Source organism: Leifsonia sp. LS1, from assembly GCF_020521355.1.
GTDB lineage: Bacteria > Actinomycetota > Actinomycetes > Actinomycetales > Microbacteriaceae > Leifsonia.
This window is the reverse complement of the sequence record NZ_BPER01000006.1, coordinates 149,143-165,067: the sequence shown is the minus strand read 5'-3', so window position 1 is coordinate 165,067 and position 15,925 is coordinate 149,143. Positions and strand designations below refer to the sequence as shown.

Genomic DNA, 15,925 nt, shown 5'->3' with positions numbered 1-15,925 from the left:
CGCCCAACCTACCGGCGGACCGGCGGGGTGGAGGCGCGGATGACCGGGTGGGCCGGCACTGTGCGTCCTCCCCCGTCGGCGTCGAGCGCGCGACGCACCGCCTCCTCCGCGACCTGGTCGAGCGGAACGTGGACGGTGGTGAGCGGCGGGACGACATCGCGCAACGTCGTGATGTCGTCGAATCCGGCGACGGCGACGTCCTGCGGGATGCGGCGCCCGCGATCGCGGAGGCCCGCGATCGCGCCCAGCGCCATGTCGTCCGTGATCGCGAAGACGAGTTCGAGGGCCACGAGCTCGTCGTCGGGAAGCGAGCGGATGAACGCGCGCGCGCCATCCCACGAGAACTCCGGGTAGGCGACCGCGGACTCCCCGCCGAACCCCGTGACGAAGCCGTCGACGCGCTGCTGCATCGACAGGAGGGGGGTGCCGCTCCCGAGCACGAGCGCGCGACGGTAGCCGAGGGTGGTGAGTTCGGCTGCGAGCTCGCGCGAGCCCTCGTGCGTGTCGAACGTGACGGTCTCGAAGGGGAGGTCGGTGCGGCTGATCAGCACCACCTTCCCGCCCGTCTCCTCGTAGCGGCGCAGCTCGGCGATCAACTCGTCGCGGTCGGGCGGGTCGACGTAGCCCGTCCCGGCCAGGACGATCGCGCGGGGCTGCTGCCCGCGCAGCTCGCGCACCAGCTCCAGTTCGCGATCGGGCCGGCGGTCGGTCACTGCGATCGAGACGCGCAGGCCGTAGGTCTCGGCCTGTTTCATCAGGGCCGCCGCCATCGCCGAGAAGTACGGGTCCGAGATGCCGCCGATCACCAGGGCGATGGTGCGGGAGGTGCCGCGCGCGATCGCCTGCGCGGCGAGGTTCGGTGTGTAGCCGAGTTCACGGGCGGCCTCGAGCACGCGCACGCGGTAGGTCTCGGCAACGGTGCGGGCGCTGCCGTTGAGCACCCGCGAGGCGGTCGGCTGCGAGACGCCCGCATGCCGCGCGACATCGGTCAGCGTCACCGGGCGGCGTGGCGCCGTCTCGCTCTGTGCATCGACCACGGAGTCACCTTACCGGCATCGAGAGCACCCGGGAATGCGCATCCCCGCATGTCGTCAGGCGCAGCGCGACACGGTCACATCACGGCCATGACGGCGAGCATCCCGCCGCAGACGACCGCCGAGACGACCGTGTGCGGGCGCACGACCCGACGGGCGAGCAGGATGCGCGTGACGAACCAGCCGCACACGGCTCCGGCGATGAGCGCTCCGGCGAGCGGAGCGGCGGCGAGGCTCCCGGCGAGGTGGTGGTGGGCGAGGGAGGAGGCGCCCCGTCCGAGGCCCGGCGGGTGCGAGCCCGGCGTGTGCGCGGCTCCCGTCCCGGCGAAAGCCGCTCCGACCATCACCAGCAGCATGGCCCACAGGTCGACGACGTGCTCGCGCGCCCACGCCGACGTCCGCGCCGCCCGGGCGTACACGCAGGACAGCACGGCGAGCGCGATCGCCGCGCCGCACAGAGCGGCCGCGCTCCCCGCCGCGCACGCCCACACCATCGCCGCCGCGGGTGGCACCTCGTGCGCCAGCGCGAGGAGCAGACCGTGCCGTCCGATGAGGAGACGCCTGCCGAGCGGGAGGTGCGGGGCACGCGCTCCGCCCTCCCATCCCGCTACCGCGGTCACGCCCGCCAGACCGTCTTCACGTTGGTGAACTCGCGGATGCCCAGCGCGGACAGCTCGCGGCCGTAGCCGGAGTCCTTCACTCCGCCGAACGGCAGCTGCGGGAACGAGGCCGTCAGCCCGTTGACGAAGACGCCGCCCGCCTCGATGCCGTTCTGGAAGGCGTCGGCCTCGGCGTCGTCGTTCGTCCACACGCTCGAGCTCAGACCGAACTCGGAGTCGTTGGAGCGCTCGATCGCCTCCTCGGCCGAGAAGACCGTGTACAGGCAGGCGACGGGTCCGAAGCACTCCTCGCGGAAGATGCGCATCTCGGGGGTCACATCGCGCAGCACGGTCGCGGGATAGAACCAGCCGGGCCCGTCCGGCAGCTCGCCGCCGGTCAGCACGGTCGCACCCTTGGCGACGGCGTCGGCCACCAGCTCGTGCGTGTCTCGGCGCACCTGCTCGGTCGCGAGAGGCCCGAACGAGGTCGCCTCGTCGAACGGGTCGCCGGTCACCTGGGCGCGCATCCCGGCGACGAACGCCTCCTCGAAGGCGTCGTAGACGTCCGCGTGCACGTAGAAGCGCTTGGCCGCGATGCAGCTCTGTCCGGAGTTCTGCACGCGCGCGTTCACGCCCGCGGCCGCGGCGGCCGCGATGTCGGCGGTCGGCATGACGACGAAGACGTCCGTGCCGCCCAGCTCCAGCACCGACTTCTTGATGTTGCGCCCGGCCGCCTCCGCCACCGCGGAGCCCGCGCCCACCGAGCCGGTCAGTGTCACGGCGCGGATGCGGCGGTCGTCGATCAACGGAGCGACCGCACCGCCCTCGACCAGCACCGTCTGGAACGCGCCCACGGGGAAGCCGGCGCGCTCGAACAGCGAGCCCAGGTAGAGGGCGCTCTGCGGCACGCTCGACGCGTGCTTCAGGATGCCGGTGTTGCCGGCCATGAGCGCGGGCGCGGCGAACCGGACGACCTGCCAGAACGGGTAGTTCCACGGCATCACCGCGAGCACGGTGCCGATCGGCTGGTAGCGCACGCTCACCGCGGACGCTCCGACGTCCCCCGCCGCGACGGGGTGCTCGTCCGCCAGATACTCGGCGGCGTGGTCGGCGTACCAGCGCATGCCGCGGGCCGACTTGGCGACCTCGTACTTCGCGGTGCCGATGGTCTTGCCCATCTCGGTGGTCACGAGGGCGGCGACCTCGTCGAGCTCGGCGTCCAGCAGGTCCGCGGCGGCGTGCATCCACGCGGCACGCTGCTCGAACGTGGTGCCCGCGAGCTGCCGGTAGGCGGCCTCGGCCGCGGTGAGGATGCCCTCCAGCTGCTCGGGCGTGTGCGGCTCGAACGTCTTCAGGGTCTCGCCGGTGGCGGGATTGACGGTGGCGATGGCCATGTGCTGACTCCTTTGTTCTGCGTGGCGGGATCGGGACGGTTCGGGAGGCGGCGCTCGGCCGCCGGGGGGCGCTCAGGACACCAGACGGCGCGCCAGCTCGACGGCCCCGGCGACGGGGGCGTCCGACAACGGCACGACGGCGAGCGCCGGCCGGGTCGTGCCGAGCGTCCGGGTGAAGGCGGCGAGCAGTCGCGGCTGATGGACGAAGACGCTCCCGGCCACGACGACATCGGACCCGGTGGCGCCGCGCGCGACGAGGCGGTCCACCAGTGCCGCAAGGCTCTGCCCGGCACTCTCGATCACCCCGGTCGCCAGCACCGAGCCCGCATCCGCGGCAGCGAAAACGGCGATGGCGCGCGGCCCCCAGTTCTCCGGCGTCGGGTCGTCATTGACGGCACGCGCCAACGCGGGAGCCGCATCGACCCCGAAGGCGCGGACGAGCCCGGAGAGCAACCCGTCGTCCGGTGCCCCCTCGTCGTCTGCGCGCAGGGCGGCGATGGTGGCCTCGCGCACGATGGCGGGAGCGCCGCCCTCGTCGCCGAGCACCCAGCCCCATCCCCCCGCGAAGAGGGTGCGACCGGAGGCGTCCGAGCCGACGGCGATGGAGCCCGTGCCCGCGATCACCCCGATGCCGGAACGCAGACCGGCGGCCGGGACGAGCAGCTGCGCGTCATTCACCACGGCGGCCCGGTAGCCGAGCGCGCCGAGCTCGTCGCCCAACTCGTCGGCATGCTCCACGGTGTCGAGACCCTGGGCCCCGACGCCGAGAGCGACCACGGTCGACCCCTCGGGGAGCACGCGCCGGATGCGCGCGTGCAACCACCGAGCGGCATCGCCCGCCGGCGAAGCGCTCCATTCCTCCGCCGGCAGGGCGACGTCGGCGACGCGCGAGCCATCAAGGGCCTCCGCGCGCACGCCGAGCTTGGTGCCTCCGGCATCCAAGCCCACGATCAATTCCGCCCCCGTCACGCCGCCCCTCCGGCATCCACGGGGACCTTCGTGTCCGCGTTGTGGAACACGAACTCCTCGATGTCCACGCCGCGCACGTCCGCGACAGCGCCGACGAGGAGCTGCATCACGAGCGCTTCGAGGATGGCGCGCTGCGGGGCGGGCAGCTTGGGCAGCCGCACCGGGTGGAGCGTGCGCGAGCCGGTGATCTCCTCGCCCGTGATCAGGACGACGTGATGGCCGGCGTCGGCGAGCGTCGTTGCGAGGTCGAGCTCGCGGCTGTCGCCGAAGACCACGTGCACGCCGTCGCCCGCCGACTCCATCGAGCCGTGCAGGTACTGGCGGGTGCTCATGCCGGTGGCGGGGATGCGCGCCACTTCACGGAAGAGCAGGGCTCCCGCCTCCGCGGAGCCGACCGCGGGGCCGGCACCGACGAAGTCGCTCGACGAGACGGTCGCGAACAGCTCGGCCAGGGCCGTGACCGGCGCGGCGAGGCGGTCCTCCGCCTCCGCGAACCGGGCGGAGAGGGTGGACCAGCCGGCGTCGGGCGCGCCGCCCTGCCAGCTGTCGGCGAGCATGCCGAGTGCGGCGACCGTGGCCGTGTAACCGAGGGTCGAGGCGTAGCTGTCGGCCAGGTTGCCCAGGGTGAGGGTGGAGGCGATGCGACCGATCGGCGACGGCTCGCTGTTCACGACTGCGAACCGCAGCTCCTCCGGCACCGATTCGAGCACGGCGAGCGTCTCGGCGCTGCGCCCGCTCTGCGAGATCCCGACGATCGGGTGCACGCTCTCGGGGAACGGCAGCGGGTAGTCCCCCGCGCCCAGCCGCCACGAGTGGATGCCGCGCGAACGCAGCGCCCACACCGGGGCGCAGGCCGCGGCGAGGCTGGCACCGATGCCGACGAAGATCGGGCCGGGGCCGGTGAGCTGCCCGAGCCCGGCGCGTGCGCCCACCTGGTCGGCGATCAGCGGGATCGCGCGCCCCAGCTCCTCGGCCTGCGTCGCGCGGGCGGACGCGAAAGCGATGTACCCGTTCATCGGACTCCCCTTGCTGATGCCGGGAGGTCGCCCTCCGGCGTGGATGGTGCGGACCCGCCGGCCGTCGATGCCGTCGGATCCCAGTCGGCCGGCAGTGGCTCGACGGTGGGGGCGGTGCTCCCGATCGCGACGGCGGCGCCGGTGGCCGCCGACCGTTCGATGGCGAGCATGACCTCCAGGGCGTGGAATGCCAGCTCCCCCGACGCGCGAGGCGGCCGTCCCGCACGCAGAGCGCGGGCGAGCTCGAGCACTCCGACGCCCCGTTCGCGGTGCACGCCGGGAGGCGCGACCTCGACCCAGTCGGTCTCCCGGTCGTCGCCGGCGAGCACGCGGGTCGGGCCGTCGAAGCCGCTGACCGGGACCTCCAGCACGCCGTCGGCGCCGGTGATCTCGAAGGCCTGACGGCGGCGCGGCGAGTCGAAGCTGTAGACGGAGGTCCCGACCACGCCGGAGGCGAAACGCGTCAGCACGCTGAGGTGCGTATCCACCTCGACCGGGAACCGCGCTCCCGCGTCCGGCCCGGAGCCGACGACGCGTTCGGCGCGCGGTCGCTGTCCGACGGCCTGGACCGAGGCGATCGGGCCGAGCAGCTGGATCATGGTGCTCACGTAGTACGGGCCGATGTCGAACAGCGGCCCGGCCCCGCGCGCGAACAGGAACTGCGGTCGAGGGTGCCAGGAGTCCGGTCCCGGGCCCTGCATCAGCGTGAGCAACGTGCGCGGCGCGCCGACGGCGCCGTCCGCGAGCAGACGGTGCGCGTTCTGGATGCCCTCGCCCAGGATGGTGTCGGGCGCGTTCGCGACCACGACCCCGGCGGCACGGGCCGCATCGAGCACCTCGCGGGCGCTCGCCAGATCGAGCGTGAGCGGCTTCTCGCCCCATACATGCTTGCCGGCCGCGATGGCCGCGAGGGCCACCTCCGCGTGCGCGGCGGGGATCGTCAGGTTGACCACGATCTCCACGTCCTCGCGGGCGAGGAGCGCGTCGACCGTCGTCGCGACCGGCACGCCGAAACGCTCGGCCTGCGCTCGCGCCCGATCCGGGTCCAGATCGGCGATGGCGACGACGCGCACGTCCGGGTACGTCGCCAGGGAGCGCAGGTACTCGTCGGAGATGGTGCCGGCTCCGACGATCCCGACACCGGTGGGGGCCACGGCGCCGCTCATGCGCGCACCAGCCCGCGGAAGAAGGCGGCGTTCCGCTCGATCAGCGGGAAGACGTCGCCTTCGTGCACGACCACCTCCACCACCGGCAGCTCCAACGAGCCCGCGAGCCCGACCGCCTCGGCGACGTCGAACGGGTTCGTGCCGTCCTCCTTCACGTGCAGGTAGCGCACGCGATCGCCGAGCTTCGGCAGAAGGGCCGGCACATCCTCACCGCCGACGGCGGCCCAGTACGTGTCGAGCTCCAGCACGACGGCCGGGTCGAGGGCGTCGACGAGCACGTCGTAGGCCGTCCGCTCGCCGATACGCTGCGCGAACTCGAAGTCGTGGTTGTGGTAGCCGAGGCGGATCCCCCGATCCGCGGCGACCGGCACGATGGCGTTGATCGCGTCGGCCAGGGCGAGCACGCCGTCGCGCTCCGCGATGCTCGCGGGCGGCACGAAGGGCACGATGACCGTCCCGATCCCGAGCCGCTCGGCGGCGTCGAGCACCCGGTCGCGGTCGAGCTCCGTGATCTTGGCGTGCGCAGTGTCCGCCTGGAGACCGGCCGCGTCGAGGGCGGCGTTCAGTCCCTCGGTGTCGCTCAGGATGTCGTAGGGCTCCGCGTGGGTGAAGCCGTAGCCGGCGAGTCTCGCCAGGGTGCCGGGGAGCGCCTCCGGCCCGATGTCGTCGCGGACGCTGTACAGCTGGATGCCGAGGCTCATGCTCCGTGCCCTTCGCTCTCGTGGCCGACCGGCGCCTCGTGCGCGCCGGGGGCCTCGTGCGCGCCGGGGGCGTCGTGCCCGGCGTGATCGTGGTGGCCGCCGTGCTCGTAGTGGCCGGGCGCGCAGTGGTCGCCCACCGATTCCGGGATGTCCATCGTCGGGTTCGCGCCGAAGAACCCGTGCGGCTTCAGCACGAAGCCGGCCGTGTCGACGGGCATGATCGGCCAGTCCTCGATGCGGGGGAAGTGCGTGAGGCCGAAGGTGTGCCAGAGCACGATGTCGGCGTCCTCGACCGGGCGGTCGGCGGCGGTCCAGGCGGGCAGTCCGGCGCCTCCCGGGTGCATGTTCACGAAGTCGCCGGCCGGGTACAGTTCGGCGGGCTCGTAGGGCGTGACCCACAGGTGCTTGGCCGAGTAGGTCGCGCGGGCGTGGATGTCGGACTCCTCGTCCGCGAGCAGCGCCGGCTGTCCTTCCGGGAAGAGCACGTAGCCGACGTCGCGCCCGAGCCGGTTCTGCCTGTGCGGGTTCGAGACCAGCCAGACGCGGCCGCGGGCGTTGTCGGCCATCCGCTGCGCCTCCTTCTCGGTGCGCAGCCGGGTGACGGTCTGGGTGATGCCCGTGCCGGTCGGGTTGGCGGGCCCCCGCGGCACGAGAGCCGCCTCCAGCTCGTCGACGCTGTTGCCGAGCCCGTCGACCATCATGTCGAGGCGGGCGGAGAACAGGTGCTGGTGGTACGGAGCACCGAGGCCCGGCGCGAGCTCGGAGGCGTACGCGTAGCCCGGCCCGGGGTACGCCGAGGTGAAGACGACGCCCGTCGCCTTGACCTCCAGCTCGATCGCGCCGTCGAGGGAGAAGTACCAGTAGAAGCCGTAGTCGTAGTTGCCGACGGTGACGAAGAAGCTGACGACGAGGCGCCGGTTGCGGCGGGAGTCGCTCGAACCGTTCCAGTTGTCGAAGTGCTTCCAGAGGATCCCGGTGTCCTCCTCGTGGATGCAGATGGCCTGCGGGATCACGCGCACGTTCCCCGCGTTGTCGGCCAGCGTGGCATCCAGGTAGGTGATATCTCCGACGCAGTCGCAGCCCAGCTCCAGCGAGTTGGCGAAGCCGCCGAGCAGGTACTCGCCGCAGTCGAAGAAGTTCTGGAACCAGCGCTGCGGGCTCGGATCGCCGTACGGCACCATCATCTCGGCGATGGAGGCGCGATAGAGCACCGGGCGCTGCACGCCATCGTCGTCGATCGAGACGTTGTGGAAGACGAGTCCTTCGCGCTGGTCGAACGACACCTGGAGCTCCCAGCCCGCCCAGGACAGCACGCCGTCCTCGTCGATGGTGAAGCTCGGCCCCTCCGGCTGGGTGATCTCGATCGGCTTCAGCCCCGCGCGCGGCGGCTTGCCGACCCACTCCGGGAGGTGGAAGTTGCCGTCCTCCTCCGGCACCGGGAACTCGACGTAGTCGATCACGTCGAGCACCTCCCGCGTGACGACGTCGACCATCGCGGTGACGCCGTCCACGGGGTGCGCCCAGCCGAGGTCGTCCGGGGTCTTCTGCACGAAGGTGAAGCAGCGCTGGATGCGGCGCCCGGCCTCCTCCGGTGCGAGCACGCCCGCCGAGAGGGGGTTGACCCGCAGCGTCGAGAGGTCGGTGAGGCCGCGCTTGGCCATCGCGGCGAGCCAGCGCTCGTCCTGGTGCACGATCTCCTCGACCAGGCCGAACTCGGCGAGCACGACCGGCACCTGCCCGTCGGCGGGGTCGAGCTCGACGGCCGAGACCAGGCGGTCCTCCGCCGGGCAGACGACGGCGTCGTGGGAGGCGCCGGAGGCCAGGTCGACGAGCATGGCGCGGAAGCGGCGCGGCGCGGGCGCGGTGCCCGGAGCGAGCAGCGTCCGCTTGTCCTGCTCCAGCAGACCGAAGTACGACACGTGCGTGTCGGGCCCGAGCAGACCCTCGCGCTGGAGGATCGCCCGCGCGGCGTCCACCTCCTCCGGGCGGAGGGAGGCGAGGGCGGCGGCGACGGTCGTCGTCGCGGGCGTGGCGGTGGCGGTCACGGTGTCTCCGTTCGGTTGTGGCGGGCGAAGTAGGTGCGCAGGCGGTAGCGGTCTCCCGCGTACTGCACGGTGGAGACGAGCACGGCGCGCTCCGAGCGGTTGCGCACCACCTGGTGCATGACGAGCGTGGGAGTGCCCGCCTCGACGCCGAGCTGCGCGGCGATGTCAGATCCGGCCTCCCGAGCCTCGATGGTGGTCTCGGCGTTGGCGAGCTCGTTGCCCGCCGCGGTCAGCGCCTCGTAGAGGGAGGCGGTCGAGAAGTCGTGCGCGTCGGCGTCCGGGAGCAGCGCGGCCGGGATGAGCGCCCAGTCGAGGGCGATCGGCACGCCGCCGAGCATCCGCACCCGGCCGAGCCGGAACAGCGGGAGGCCGGGTGCGATGCCGAGCAGCTCGGCGTCGTCGATGGTCGAGGGCGCGATGCGCGCCTGGAGCACGCGCGAGGTGGCCTCCAGCCCCATCCGCTCGGCCGTCTCGCTGAACGACTCGAGGCTGTTCGGCCACTCGTTGCGCGTGTCCGCGCCGCCCGAGACATACCAGCCGCGCCCGTGCGAGGAGGCGAGCGCGCCGTCTTCGAGCAGCGCCTGGAGCGCCTTGCGGAGGGTCACGCGGCTGATGCCGAGCAGCCGGCAGAGCTCGCGCTCGGGAGGGAGCCGGCTGCCGGAGCGCAGCTCACCGCTCGCGATCCGCTCGCGCACGGAGTCGGCCGCCTGCACCCACAACGGCTCGGGATGGTCCGTGCGGACGCCCGGCTGGCCGAGGGCCAGTCCGGGCGCCGCCGCCTCTGGTGTCTGCGTCATCGCTCGAGGCTCACCGTCTCCCAGACGCCGGTGCGCATCGAGGTGTAGCAGGCGTCGAGGATGCAGTTGACGACGAAACCGTCGTCGAAGGTCTCGTCCGGAGTCGCGCCGGCGGCGAAGCGCTCGACGAAGTGGCGCATCTCCTGGCTGAAGCCGTAGGCGCGGGCCTCCTCCGGAACCGGGTACACCCAGCCGGTCTCGGCGTCGGCCTTCTCGACGAGGTAGCCGGCCGGGTTCTCGATGAAGCCCCACACCGGGGTGTGGGAGGTGTCGGTGACCAGGCGCCCGGCCGTCCCGACCAGTTCGTGGCGCAGTTGCATGCCGCCCTTCTCGATCCACGAGGACTCGATCTGGGCCAGCTGGCCGCCGGCGAACTTCAGGAGTGCGATGGCGGTGTCCTCGCCCGCGGTCTTGTCGGAGTGGACCATGGTCGCGCCCCAGGCGAAGACCTCGGTGACCGGGTTGTCCTTGCCGAAGAAATGGCGGGCCGACTCGACGGTGTGGCAGCCCATGTCGAGCAGGGCGCCGCCTCCCGCCGTCTCGGCGTCCCAGAAGTGCGGGGCATGCGGGCCGGAGTGTGCCTCCCGGGCCCGCATGGTCAGTGGCTCGCCGATGGCGCCGGCGGTGACCATCTGGTGCGCCTTCGCGATGTTGGGAGAGAAGACGGAGCTCTCCGCGTAGCCGTGCCAGACGCCGGCCTCTCGCACGATGCGGACGATCTCGGCGGCTTCGGCTCCCGTGCGGGCGAGCGGCTTGGTGCACACGATGCCCTTGCCTGCCTCGGCGGCGATCCGCACCGCCTCCACGTGCGCCTCGTTCGGGAGTGCGATCACGACGAGGTCGATCTCCGGGTCGGCGCAGAGCGCCGCCATGTCGTCGTACTGCCGGGCGATGGGGCCCCACTTCTCCGCGAAGGCTTCGGCGCGGCCGAGATCACGGGAGTAGGCGGCGACGATCTCGGCTCCGCGGACGTCTTGCAGGGCGTCCGCGTAGGTGTCGGCGATGAAACCGGAACCGAGAAGACCGACTCGAATCACATTTCCTCCTGTGGGCGGTGGTGTTAGCCATAGTAGCCATGTGGTACGCATTTGGTCTATATCAATCGCGGATTACTTGCAGAGCAAAAATACCTCTTGCTACCTCAAAGTACCTCTATGTATGCTCTCGCTCGATCCATCCCCCGAACACCGGGGTCCCCGAACACCGAGGAGAACTGCAGTGCAACCACGCGCGTCGATGAAGATGCGCGTTGCTGCCGGCACTGGGCGCGGGCGCGCGCGGAGGACGCCGCCCTGCACGAGCTGCTGGCGGGCGTGTGACGAGGACGCTGTCCGGTCAGCGACAGAACCGTGTAAGAGCCACGCAAGCGCCCTGACAGCGGCCGGCGTCATCATCGAGACAGAGCCGAGGAGGCACGATGAGAGACGTCTACGACGGCACGACCGTGCTCGTCACGGGAGCGAATCGGGGGGTGGGCGCGGCGTTCGCGGATGCGCTCGTGGAGCTCGGGGCGAAGAAGGTGTACGCCGCGGCACGCGACCCCGAGACCGTGCGGAGTCGCGGCGTCACGCCCGTGCGGCTGGACGTGACGGACCGCGACCAGGCCGCCGCTCTCGCGGAGCGGCTGTCCGACGTGACGATGGTGATCAACAACGCCGGCATCCACCGGCGGGCCTCCCTCTTCGACGAGGGCGTCGTCGACGTCGTCGACTCCGTGCTCCGGACGAACCTCGTGGGGACGCTCACGGTGAGCGCCGCCTTCGCGCCCCGGCTCGTCGAGAACGGAGGCGGGATCATCGCCAACATGCTCTCGGCCGGCTCGTGGCTCGCCGGCCCGGGCAACCTGGCCTACGCGGTCTCGAAGGCCGCCGCGCTCTCTCTGACGAACAACATGCGGGCCGAGCTCGGCCCGCGCGGCGTCCAGGTGACCGCCATCCACGCCGGCTTCATCGACACCGACATGATGGCGGCCTTCCCTGGTCGGAAGCTCAGCCCGCGCGAGGTCGCCGCGCACGCCCTGTCCGCCATCGCCTCGGGCGCCCAAGAGGTGCTCATCGACGACATGTCCCGCGCGGCGAAAGCAGCATCCGCCGAGCCGGTGCCCCCGTTCGCCGCCGCGTGACGGGTCACCACGGCACGTCGTTGCCGTGACGGTCCAGGAATCGAAGGCCGGGTGTGCCGCGCTGCGCATCGATCGTGTCGACGAGCGGGGGGATGCTCTCGCCGATCTCGAGCATGGCGTTCTCCCCGCCCAGGCTGGTTCTGACCCACCCCGGCGCCAGCAGCAGCAGTGACCGCCGCTCATCCGCGTGGCGGGCCGCATAGCTCCGGAACATCTGGTTGAGCGCCGCCTTCGTCGCCCGGTAGACGTCGAAGCCTCCCGTGGTGTTGTTGGAGACGCTGCCCTGACCCGAGGACATCACAGCGATCGTGCCTCCCGGGTCCACGAGGTCCTGCAGTCGCTCGACCGCGCGCATGACCCCCAGGACGTTGGTCTCCATCATCCTGTCGAAGTCCCGCACATCGATGTCCGCACCGACGGCGTCGGCCGGGGCAAGCGACAGGCCGGCGACCACGAAGAGCAGGTCGAATACCTCGCCGGACAGCCGGGCCCGGAGCGCGTCGATCTGTTCCGGCTCCGCGATGTCGACCTGCTCGATCGTGACGCCCCCGTCGGTGGAGTCGACGAAGTCGCGGAGGGGCGACGGGGCGTCGTTCCTGACCGTCGCGACGACCCGGGCGCCCCGCTCCACGTAGGTCTCGACGATCGCCTCCCCGAGACCGCGCGAGGCTCCGATGATCAGGACGTTGCGGTGAGCGGTCTTCGCCTCGGCTGGTCCGGACATGATGTCTCCTCTCGACGACGTGTCGACACTACTGCTCGCGATTTGGACCGAATGTCGCGTCAGCGTCGCCCAGACGCGACATTCGGGCCGAATCGCGCAGGAGGCTAGCGGGCGCGCGCGAAGTTGGTGCGCAGACGGTAGCGCTCGCCCGCGTACGTGATCGTCGAGACGAACAGAGGATGCTCGCTGTCGTCGACGGCGACCTGGCGCATCACCAGCACGGGCTTGCCGACCTCCAGCCCGAGGTGCTCCCCGATGGAGGCCGTGCTCTCGCGCGCCTCGATCGTCGCGTCCGCCCGCAGGGGCTCCACCCCGGCCTCCGCGAGCGCCTCGTAGAACGACGCCGTCGAGAAGTCGACCGATTCGAGCGAGGGGGCGAGCGCGGCGGGCATCCTCGTCACGTCGACCGCGATCGGCACGTCGTCGAGCAGACGCACCCGCTCCAGGTGGAACAGGGGGGTGCCCGGGGCGACGCCCAGCTCCTCGGCCTCGTCGAGGGTGGCGGGCTTCGCCTCGGCGCGGAGCACGCGCGAGGACGCGGCGAGCCCCATCCGGGCGGCGGTCTCGGTGAACGACTCCAGGCTGTTCGGGAAGTCCTTGCCGACGGCGGGCGCCTGGGCGACGTACCAGCCGCGGCCGTGGGAGGCGCTCAGCACGCCGTCCTCGACAAGCTGGCTCAGCGCCTTGCGCAGCGTCACCCGGGAGATCGACAGCTGCTGGCAGAGCTCCCGCTCCGGGGGGAGGCGCATCCCCGGTTTGAGCACGCCCGAAGCGATCTCGTTGTTGATCAGGGTGATCACCTGGATCCACAGTGGCTCGGGGTAGTCCGGCCTGATCGCGGCGACCGCGTTACCCCCGAGCGTCTCCGGCTGCGTCACAGTCGATACCCTCCCCTTGCCGATCGCGTGCCTCATTCATACCACTTGTGACCGGTCAGGCTCAGCGGCGACCCGGGCGGAGAGCCGGTCGAACGCCGCACCGAGCTCGGCGTCGACCCCGCGCGCGCCGTCGTGCGCATCGTGGTGGCGGACGACCCGGCGCGCTCCCTCGGCGAACGACACCCGTGGCGCGAACCCGGGCACGAGACGCTGCAGCTTCGTGGTGTCGAAGAGCATCGTGTGCCGGAAGTCGTGCTCGAGCACCTCGCGCCAGCCGGGGATCTCCTCGGCGATCGACTCGCTCGACCGGTGCACGAGCAGTGGCTCGCGCACCCCGGCCGCCCGCGCGAGCTCGAGGTGGATCTGGTCCCATGTCAGCACGTCGCCGCTCACGACATTGACACTCTCGCCGATCGCGTGCCCCTCCCCCAGCAGCGGCACGAACGCCCGCGCGAAGTCGGCGGAGTGCATGAGCGTCCACAGCGAGGTGCCGTCGCCGTGCACGACGACCGGCTCCCCCGCGCGCATCCGCTCGACGGCGGTCCAGCCCGACAGGAGCGGCACCGTGGTCTCGTCGTAGGTGTGGAAGGGACGCACGATCGTCAGCGGGAAGCCGCTCTCGCGATGGGCCTGCTCGAGGAGCAGCTCGCACGCGATCTTGTCGCGGGCGTAGCCGAACACGGGCTGACGACGCGGGCTCGACTCCGTGATCGGCAGCAGCGGGATGGGGCGGCCGAACACCGAGCAGGTCGAGATGAACACGTACTGCCCGGTGCGGTCGCCGAAGTACTCGACGTGTCCGTCCAGGTCGGCCGGGGTGAAGGCGACCCAGTTGACCACCGCGTCCCAGCGCTCGTCGCCGAGAAGCCCGGCCAGCGCCGCAGGGTCTCGCACGTCGCCGGTGAGCAGCCGGACGCCGTCGGGCACGGGCCGCCGCGGTGCCGAGCGCGTGATGATCGTCAGCTCGGCGCCCTGCGCGACCGCCTCGCGCGCGGCGGCCGAGCCGATCATGCCGTTGCCGCCGAGGAACAGGATACGGCCGCTCATGCGGTCCTCCCGTCGGAGAGCCCGGAGCCGACGAGGTGGCGGTACGACTCCTCGAGGGCGTCGAACGTGTCGACGCTGAGGCGCTCCAGCTCGACGATGTGCCAGCGGAGTCCGGAGGGCGCGGTGAGGATGCCCCGCCAATCCATCGCTCCCGCCCCGATGGGGACCATCACGTCGTCCTCGTAGCTCTGCGCCGGGCCGTCCTTGATGTGGATGAGCCGCGCCCGGTCGCCGAGACGCGTGAGCACCTCGGCGGGGTCGGCGCCGCCCATCCGCGCCCAGTAGGCGTCGAGCTCGATCACGACGCGGGGGTCGAGCAGGTCGAGCAGGAGGTCGTACGCCTGCCGCCCGTCGAAGCGGTTCGCGAACTCGGCGAAGTGATTGTGGTAGCCGACGACCATCCCGCGCTCGGCGGCGTTCGCCGCCGCCTCGTTGACGCGGCGCACCCCCGCCGCGATGGTCTCGGGCGAGTCGAACTCCTCGCGCTCCATCGACCAGACCAGCGTTCCGGCACCGAGCGCCCCGGCCGCGTCGAGCAGGCGTTCGGCGTCCTCTCCCGCCGGGAACGGCGTGTGCGCGCTCGTGATCGCGAGTCCCGCCGCGTCGGCGGCGGCGCGCACCCGTTCGGGTCCGTACTCCTCCACGAGCCCGTAGGTCTCGACGCCGAGGTAGCCGATGCCTGCGACACGGGCGAAGGTCCCCTCCAGATCCGCCCGCGCCTGCTCCAGGATCGTGTACCCCATCACGGCGATCGGCGCGCTCACAGGGCCCCCGCCGTCCACAGGAGTGCCCGGCGCACCAGCTCGCGCACAGGAGGCTCTCCCCACGCCCGCAGGTCGTGGCCCAGGGCGAGGTAGACGACCCGCCCCTCGCCGACCTCCCGCGCGTACATGACGGGGATCACCTCGCCGTCGGCACGATGGCGCTGAGCGATGACCTGCACGTCGTCGTCCGCGAGCTCGAACTCGTAGTACTCGTCGAAGAGCTCGAAGTCTCCGATCCCTGCGGTGATCGGGTGCTCGCCCACGATCTCCACCGTGTGCCGCCCCTCGTGGTGGCCCGGCCCGTGGGAGAGGTACCGGTTGCCGAGCAGCTCGAACATCGGCCGATCGGCAGGGTCGAGCCCGTCGCCTTCCCAGCCGAGGATGTTGGCGCCGTGGATGCCCACGACGCCCTTGCCTGCGCGCACGGCGGCGGCGAGCGCCTCCTGCTGCCCGGTCGGGAACTGGCCGCCGGACGTGTAGAGCAGGTAGGTGTCGGCGTCTGCTGTCTCGGGGCGCGCGTCGATGAAGCGGTTCATGCCCATCCCGCGCCGCGTCACGAGGCCCGCCTCGATGCCCAGCTGCTGGTACACCTGCGAGGCGGTGAGGAGGTCGTGGTGGATGTCGTCGCCGTTCACGACGACGAGTGCTGATCTGTTTCGGCTCATCTCG

Annotated in this window: 16 protein-coding genes; 1 reads left to right on the top strand and 15 read right to left on the bottom strand. The window is 71.8% G+C overall.

The features are described from left to right. Positions 1-8: 8 nt before the first annotated feature. The 10 genes from LLS1_RS12635 to LLS1_RS12590 all read right to left on the bottom strand — a co-directional run bounded on the left by LLS1_RS12635 (position 9) and on the right by LLS1_RS12590 (position 10,758). On the bottom strand, positions 9-1,037 hold the full coding sequence (locus tag LLS1_RS12635; protein WP_226656010.1) for a LacI family DNA-binding transcriptional regulator: 1,029 nt from the start codon (positions 1,035-1,037) through the stop codon (positions 9-11). Positions 1,038-1,111: 74 nt separating this feature from the next. After that, positions 1,112-1,654, bottom strand: coding sequence for a hypothetical protein (locus LLS1_RS12630; RefSeq protein ID WP_226656009.1), 543 nt, complete (start codon positions 1,652-1,654; stop codon positions 1,112-1,114). After that, positions 1,651-3,027: an aldehyde dehydrogenase AldH gene (aldh, locus tag LLS1_RS12625; protein WP_226656007.1), complete on the bottom strand. Its 1,377-nt coding sequence runs from the start codon at positions 3,025-3,027 to the stop codon at positions 1,651-1,653. The genes LLS1_RS12630 and aldh overlap by 4 nt, the downstream gene beginning before the upstream one ends. Positions 3,028-3,099: 72 nt before the next feature. Then, positions 3,100-3,996, bottom strand: a complete 897-nt coding sequence (locus tag LLS1_RS12620) for a BadF/BadG/BcrA/BcrD ATPase family protein (protein WP_226656006.1) — start codon at positions 3,994-3,996, stop codon at positions 3,100-3,102. Next, entirely contained in the window at positions 3,993-5,012 is a 1,020-nt protein-coding gene (locus LLS1_RS12615) for an SIS domain-containing protein (protein WP_226656004.1), read from the bottom strand. The genes LLS1_RS12620 and LLS1_RS12615 overlap by 4 nt, the downstream gene beginning before the upstream one ends. Continuing rightward, a complete protein-coding gene (locus tag LLS1_RS12610; RefSeq protein WP_226656003.1) occupies positions 5,009-6,178 on the bottom strand; it encodes a Gfo/Idh/MocA family protein in 1,170 nt (389 codons plus the stop codon). Before LLS1_RS12610 ends, LLS1_RS12615 begins: the two co-directional genes overlap by 4 nt. After that, on the bottom strand, positions 6,175-6,879 hold the full coding sequence (locus tag LLS1_RS12605; protein WP_226656001.1) for a sugar phosphate isomerase/epimerase: 705 nt from the start codon (positions 6,877-6,879) through the stop codon (positions 6,175-6,177). The genes LLS1_RS12610 and LLS1_RS12605 overlap by 4 nt, the downstream gene beginning before the upstream one ends. Then, entirely contained in the window at positions 6,876-8,924 is a 2,049-nt protein-coding gene (locus LLS1_RS12600; protein ID WP_226656000.1) for a primary-amine oxidase, read from the bottom strand. The genes LLS1_RS12605 and LLS1_RS12600 overlap by 4 nt, the downstream gene beginning before the upstream one ends. Next, positions 8,921-9,721, bottom strand: coding sequence for a GntR family transcriptional regulator (locus LLS1_RS12595; protein ID WP_226655998.1), 801 nt, complete (start codon positions 9,719-9,721; stop codon positions 8,921-8,923). The genes LLS1_RS12600 and LLS1_RS12595 overlap by 4 nt, the downstream gene beginning before the upstream one ends. Next, a complete protein-coding gene (locus LLS1_RS12590; protein ID WP_226655997.1) occupies positions 9,718-10,758 on the bottom strand; it encodes a Gfo/Idh/MocA family protein in 1,041 nt (346 codons plus the stop codon). Before LLS1_RS12590 ends, LLS1_RS12595 begins: the two co-directional genes overlap by 4 nt. A gap of 380 nt (positions 10,759-11,138) precedes the next feature. Here LLS1_RS12590 and LLS1_RS12585 point away from each other — a divergent pair, with 380 nt between their 5' ends. Beyond that, the gene (locus LLS1_RS12585) at positions 11,139-11,843 is read left to right on the top strand and encodes an SDR family oxidoreductase (RefSeq protein WP_226655995.1); all 705 of its coding nucleotides are present in this window, start codon (positions 11,139-11,141) and stop codon (positions 11,841-11,843) included. Positions 11,844-11,847: 4 nt separating this feature from the next. Here LLS1_RS12585 and LLS1_RS12580 read toward each other — a convergent pair whose 3' ends face one another. The 5 genes from LLS1_RS12580 to LLS1_RS12560 all read right to left on the bottom strand — a co-directional run bounded on the left by LLS1_RS12580 (position 11,848) and on the right by LLS1_RS12560 (position 15,921). Then, positions 11,848-12,567: an SDR family NAD(P)-dependent oxidoreductase gene (locus LLS1_RS12580; RefSeq protein WP_226655994.1), complete on the bottom strand. Its 720-nt coding sequence runs from the start codon at positions 12,565-12,567 to the stop codon at positions 11,848-11,850. A gap of 104 nt (positions 12,568-12,671) precedes the next feature. Next, positions 12,672-13,445 (bottom strand): GntR family transcriptional regulator, encoded by a 774-nt coding sequence (locus LLS1_RS12575; protein ID WP_226655992.1) that lies wholly within the window; start codon positions 13,443-13,445, stop codon positions 12,672-12,674. A 36-nt stretch (positions 13,446-13,481) separates the two neighbouring features. After that, on the bottom strand, positions 13,482-14,492 hold the full coding sequence (locus tag LLS1_RS12570) for an NAD-dependent epimerase/dehydratase family protein (protein WP_226655991.1): 1,011 nt from the start codon (positions 14,490-14,492) through the stop codon (positions 13,482-13,484). After that, the gene (locus tag LLS1_RS12565; protein ID WP_223359794.1) at positions 14,489-15,256 is read right to left on the bottom strand and encodes a sugar phosphate isomerase/epimerase; all 768 of its coding nucleotides are present in this window, start codon (positions 15,254-15,256) and stop codon (positions 14,489-14,491) included. The genes LLS1_RS12570 and LLS1_RS12565 overlap by 4 nt, the downstream gene beginning before the upstream one ends. Continuing rightward, the gene (locus LLS1_RS12560; protein WP_226655989.1) at positions 15,253-15,921 is read right to left on the bottom strand and encodes a ThuA domain-containing protein; all 669 of its coding nucleotides are present in this window, start codon (positions 15,919-15,921) and stop codon (positions 15,253-15,255) included. Before LLS1_RS12560 ends, LLS1_RS12565 begins: the two co-directional genes overlap by 4 nt. Between the last annotated feature and the right edge of the window lie 4 nt (positions 15,922-15,925).

Excerpts from the sequence above, each read along its gene's own strand:
- aldh (WP_226656007.1), bottom strand. The coding sequence starts at position 3,027 with ATGGCCATCGCCACCGTCAATCCCGCCACCGGCGAGACCCTGAAGACG.
- LLS1_RS12615 (WP_226656004.1), bottom strand. The coding sequence starts at position 5,012 with ATGAACGGGTACATCGCTTTCGCGTCCGCCCGCGCGACGCAGGCCGAG.
- LLS1_RS12610 (WP_226656003.1), bottom strand. The coding sequence starts at position 6,178 with ATGAGCGGCGCCGTGGCCCCCACCGGTGTCGGGATCGTCGGAGCCGGC.
- LLS1_RS12605 (WP_226656001.1), bottom strand. The coding sequence starts at position 6,879 with ATGAGCCTCGGCATCCAGCTGTACAGCGTCCGCGACGACATCGGGCCG.
- LLS1_RS12595 (WP_226655998.1), bottom strand. The coding sequence starts at position 9,721 with ATGACGCAGACACCAGAGGCGGCGGCGCCCGGACTGGCCCTCGGCCAG.
- LLS1_RS12585 (WP_226655995.1), top strand. The coding sequence starts at position 11,139 with ATGAGAGACGTCTACGACGGCACGACCGTGCTCGTCACGGGAGCGAAT.
- LLS1_RS12580 (WP_226655994.1), bottom strand. The coding sequence starts at position 12,567 with ATGTCCGGACCAGCCGAGGCGAAGACCGCTCACCGCAACGTCCTGATC.
- LLS1_RS12570 (WP_226655991.1), bottom strand. The coding sequence starts at position 14,492 with ATGAGCGGCCGTATCCTGTTCCTCGGCGGCAACGGCATGATCGGCTCG.
- LLS1_RS12560 (WP_226655989.1), bottom strand. The coding sequence starts at position 15,921 with ATGAGCCGAAACAGATCAGCACTCGTCGTCGTGAACGGCGACGACATC.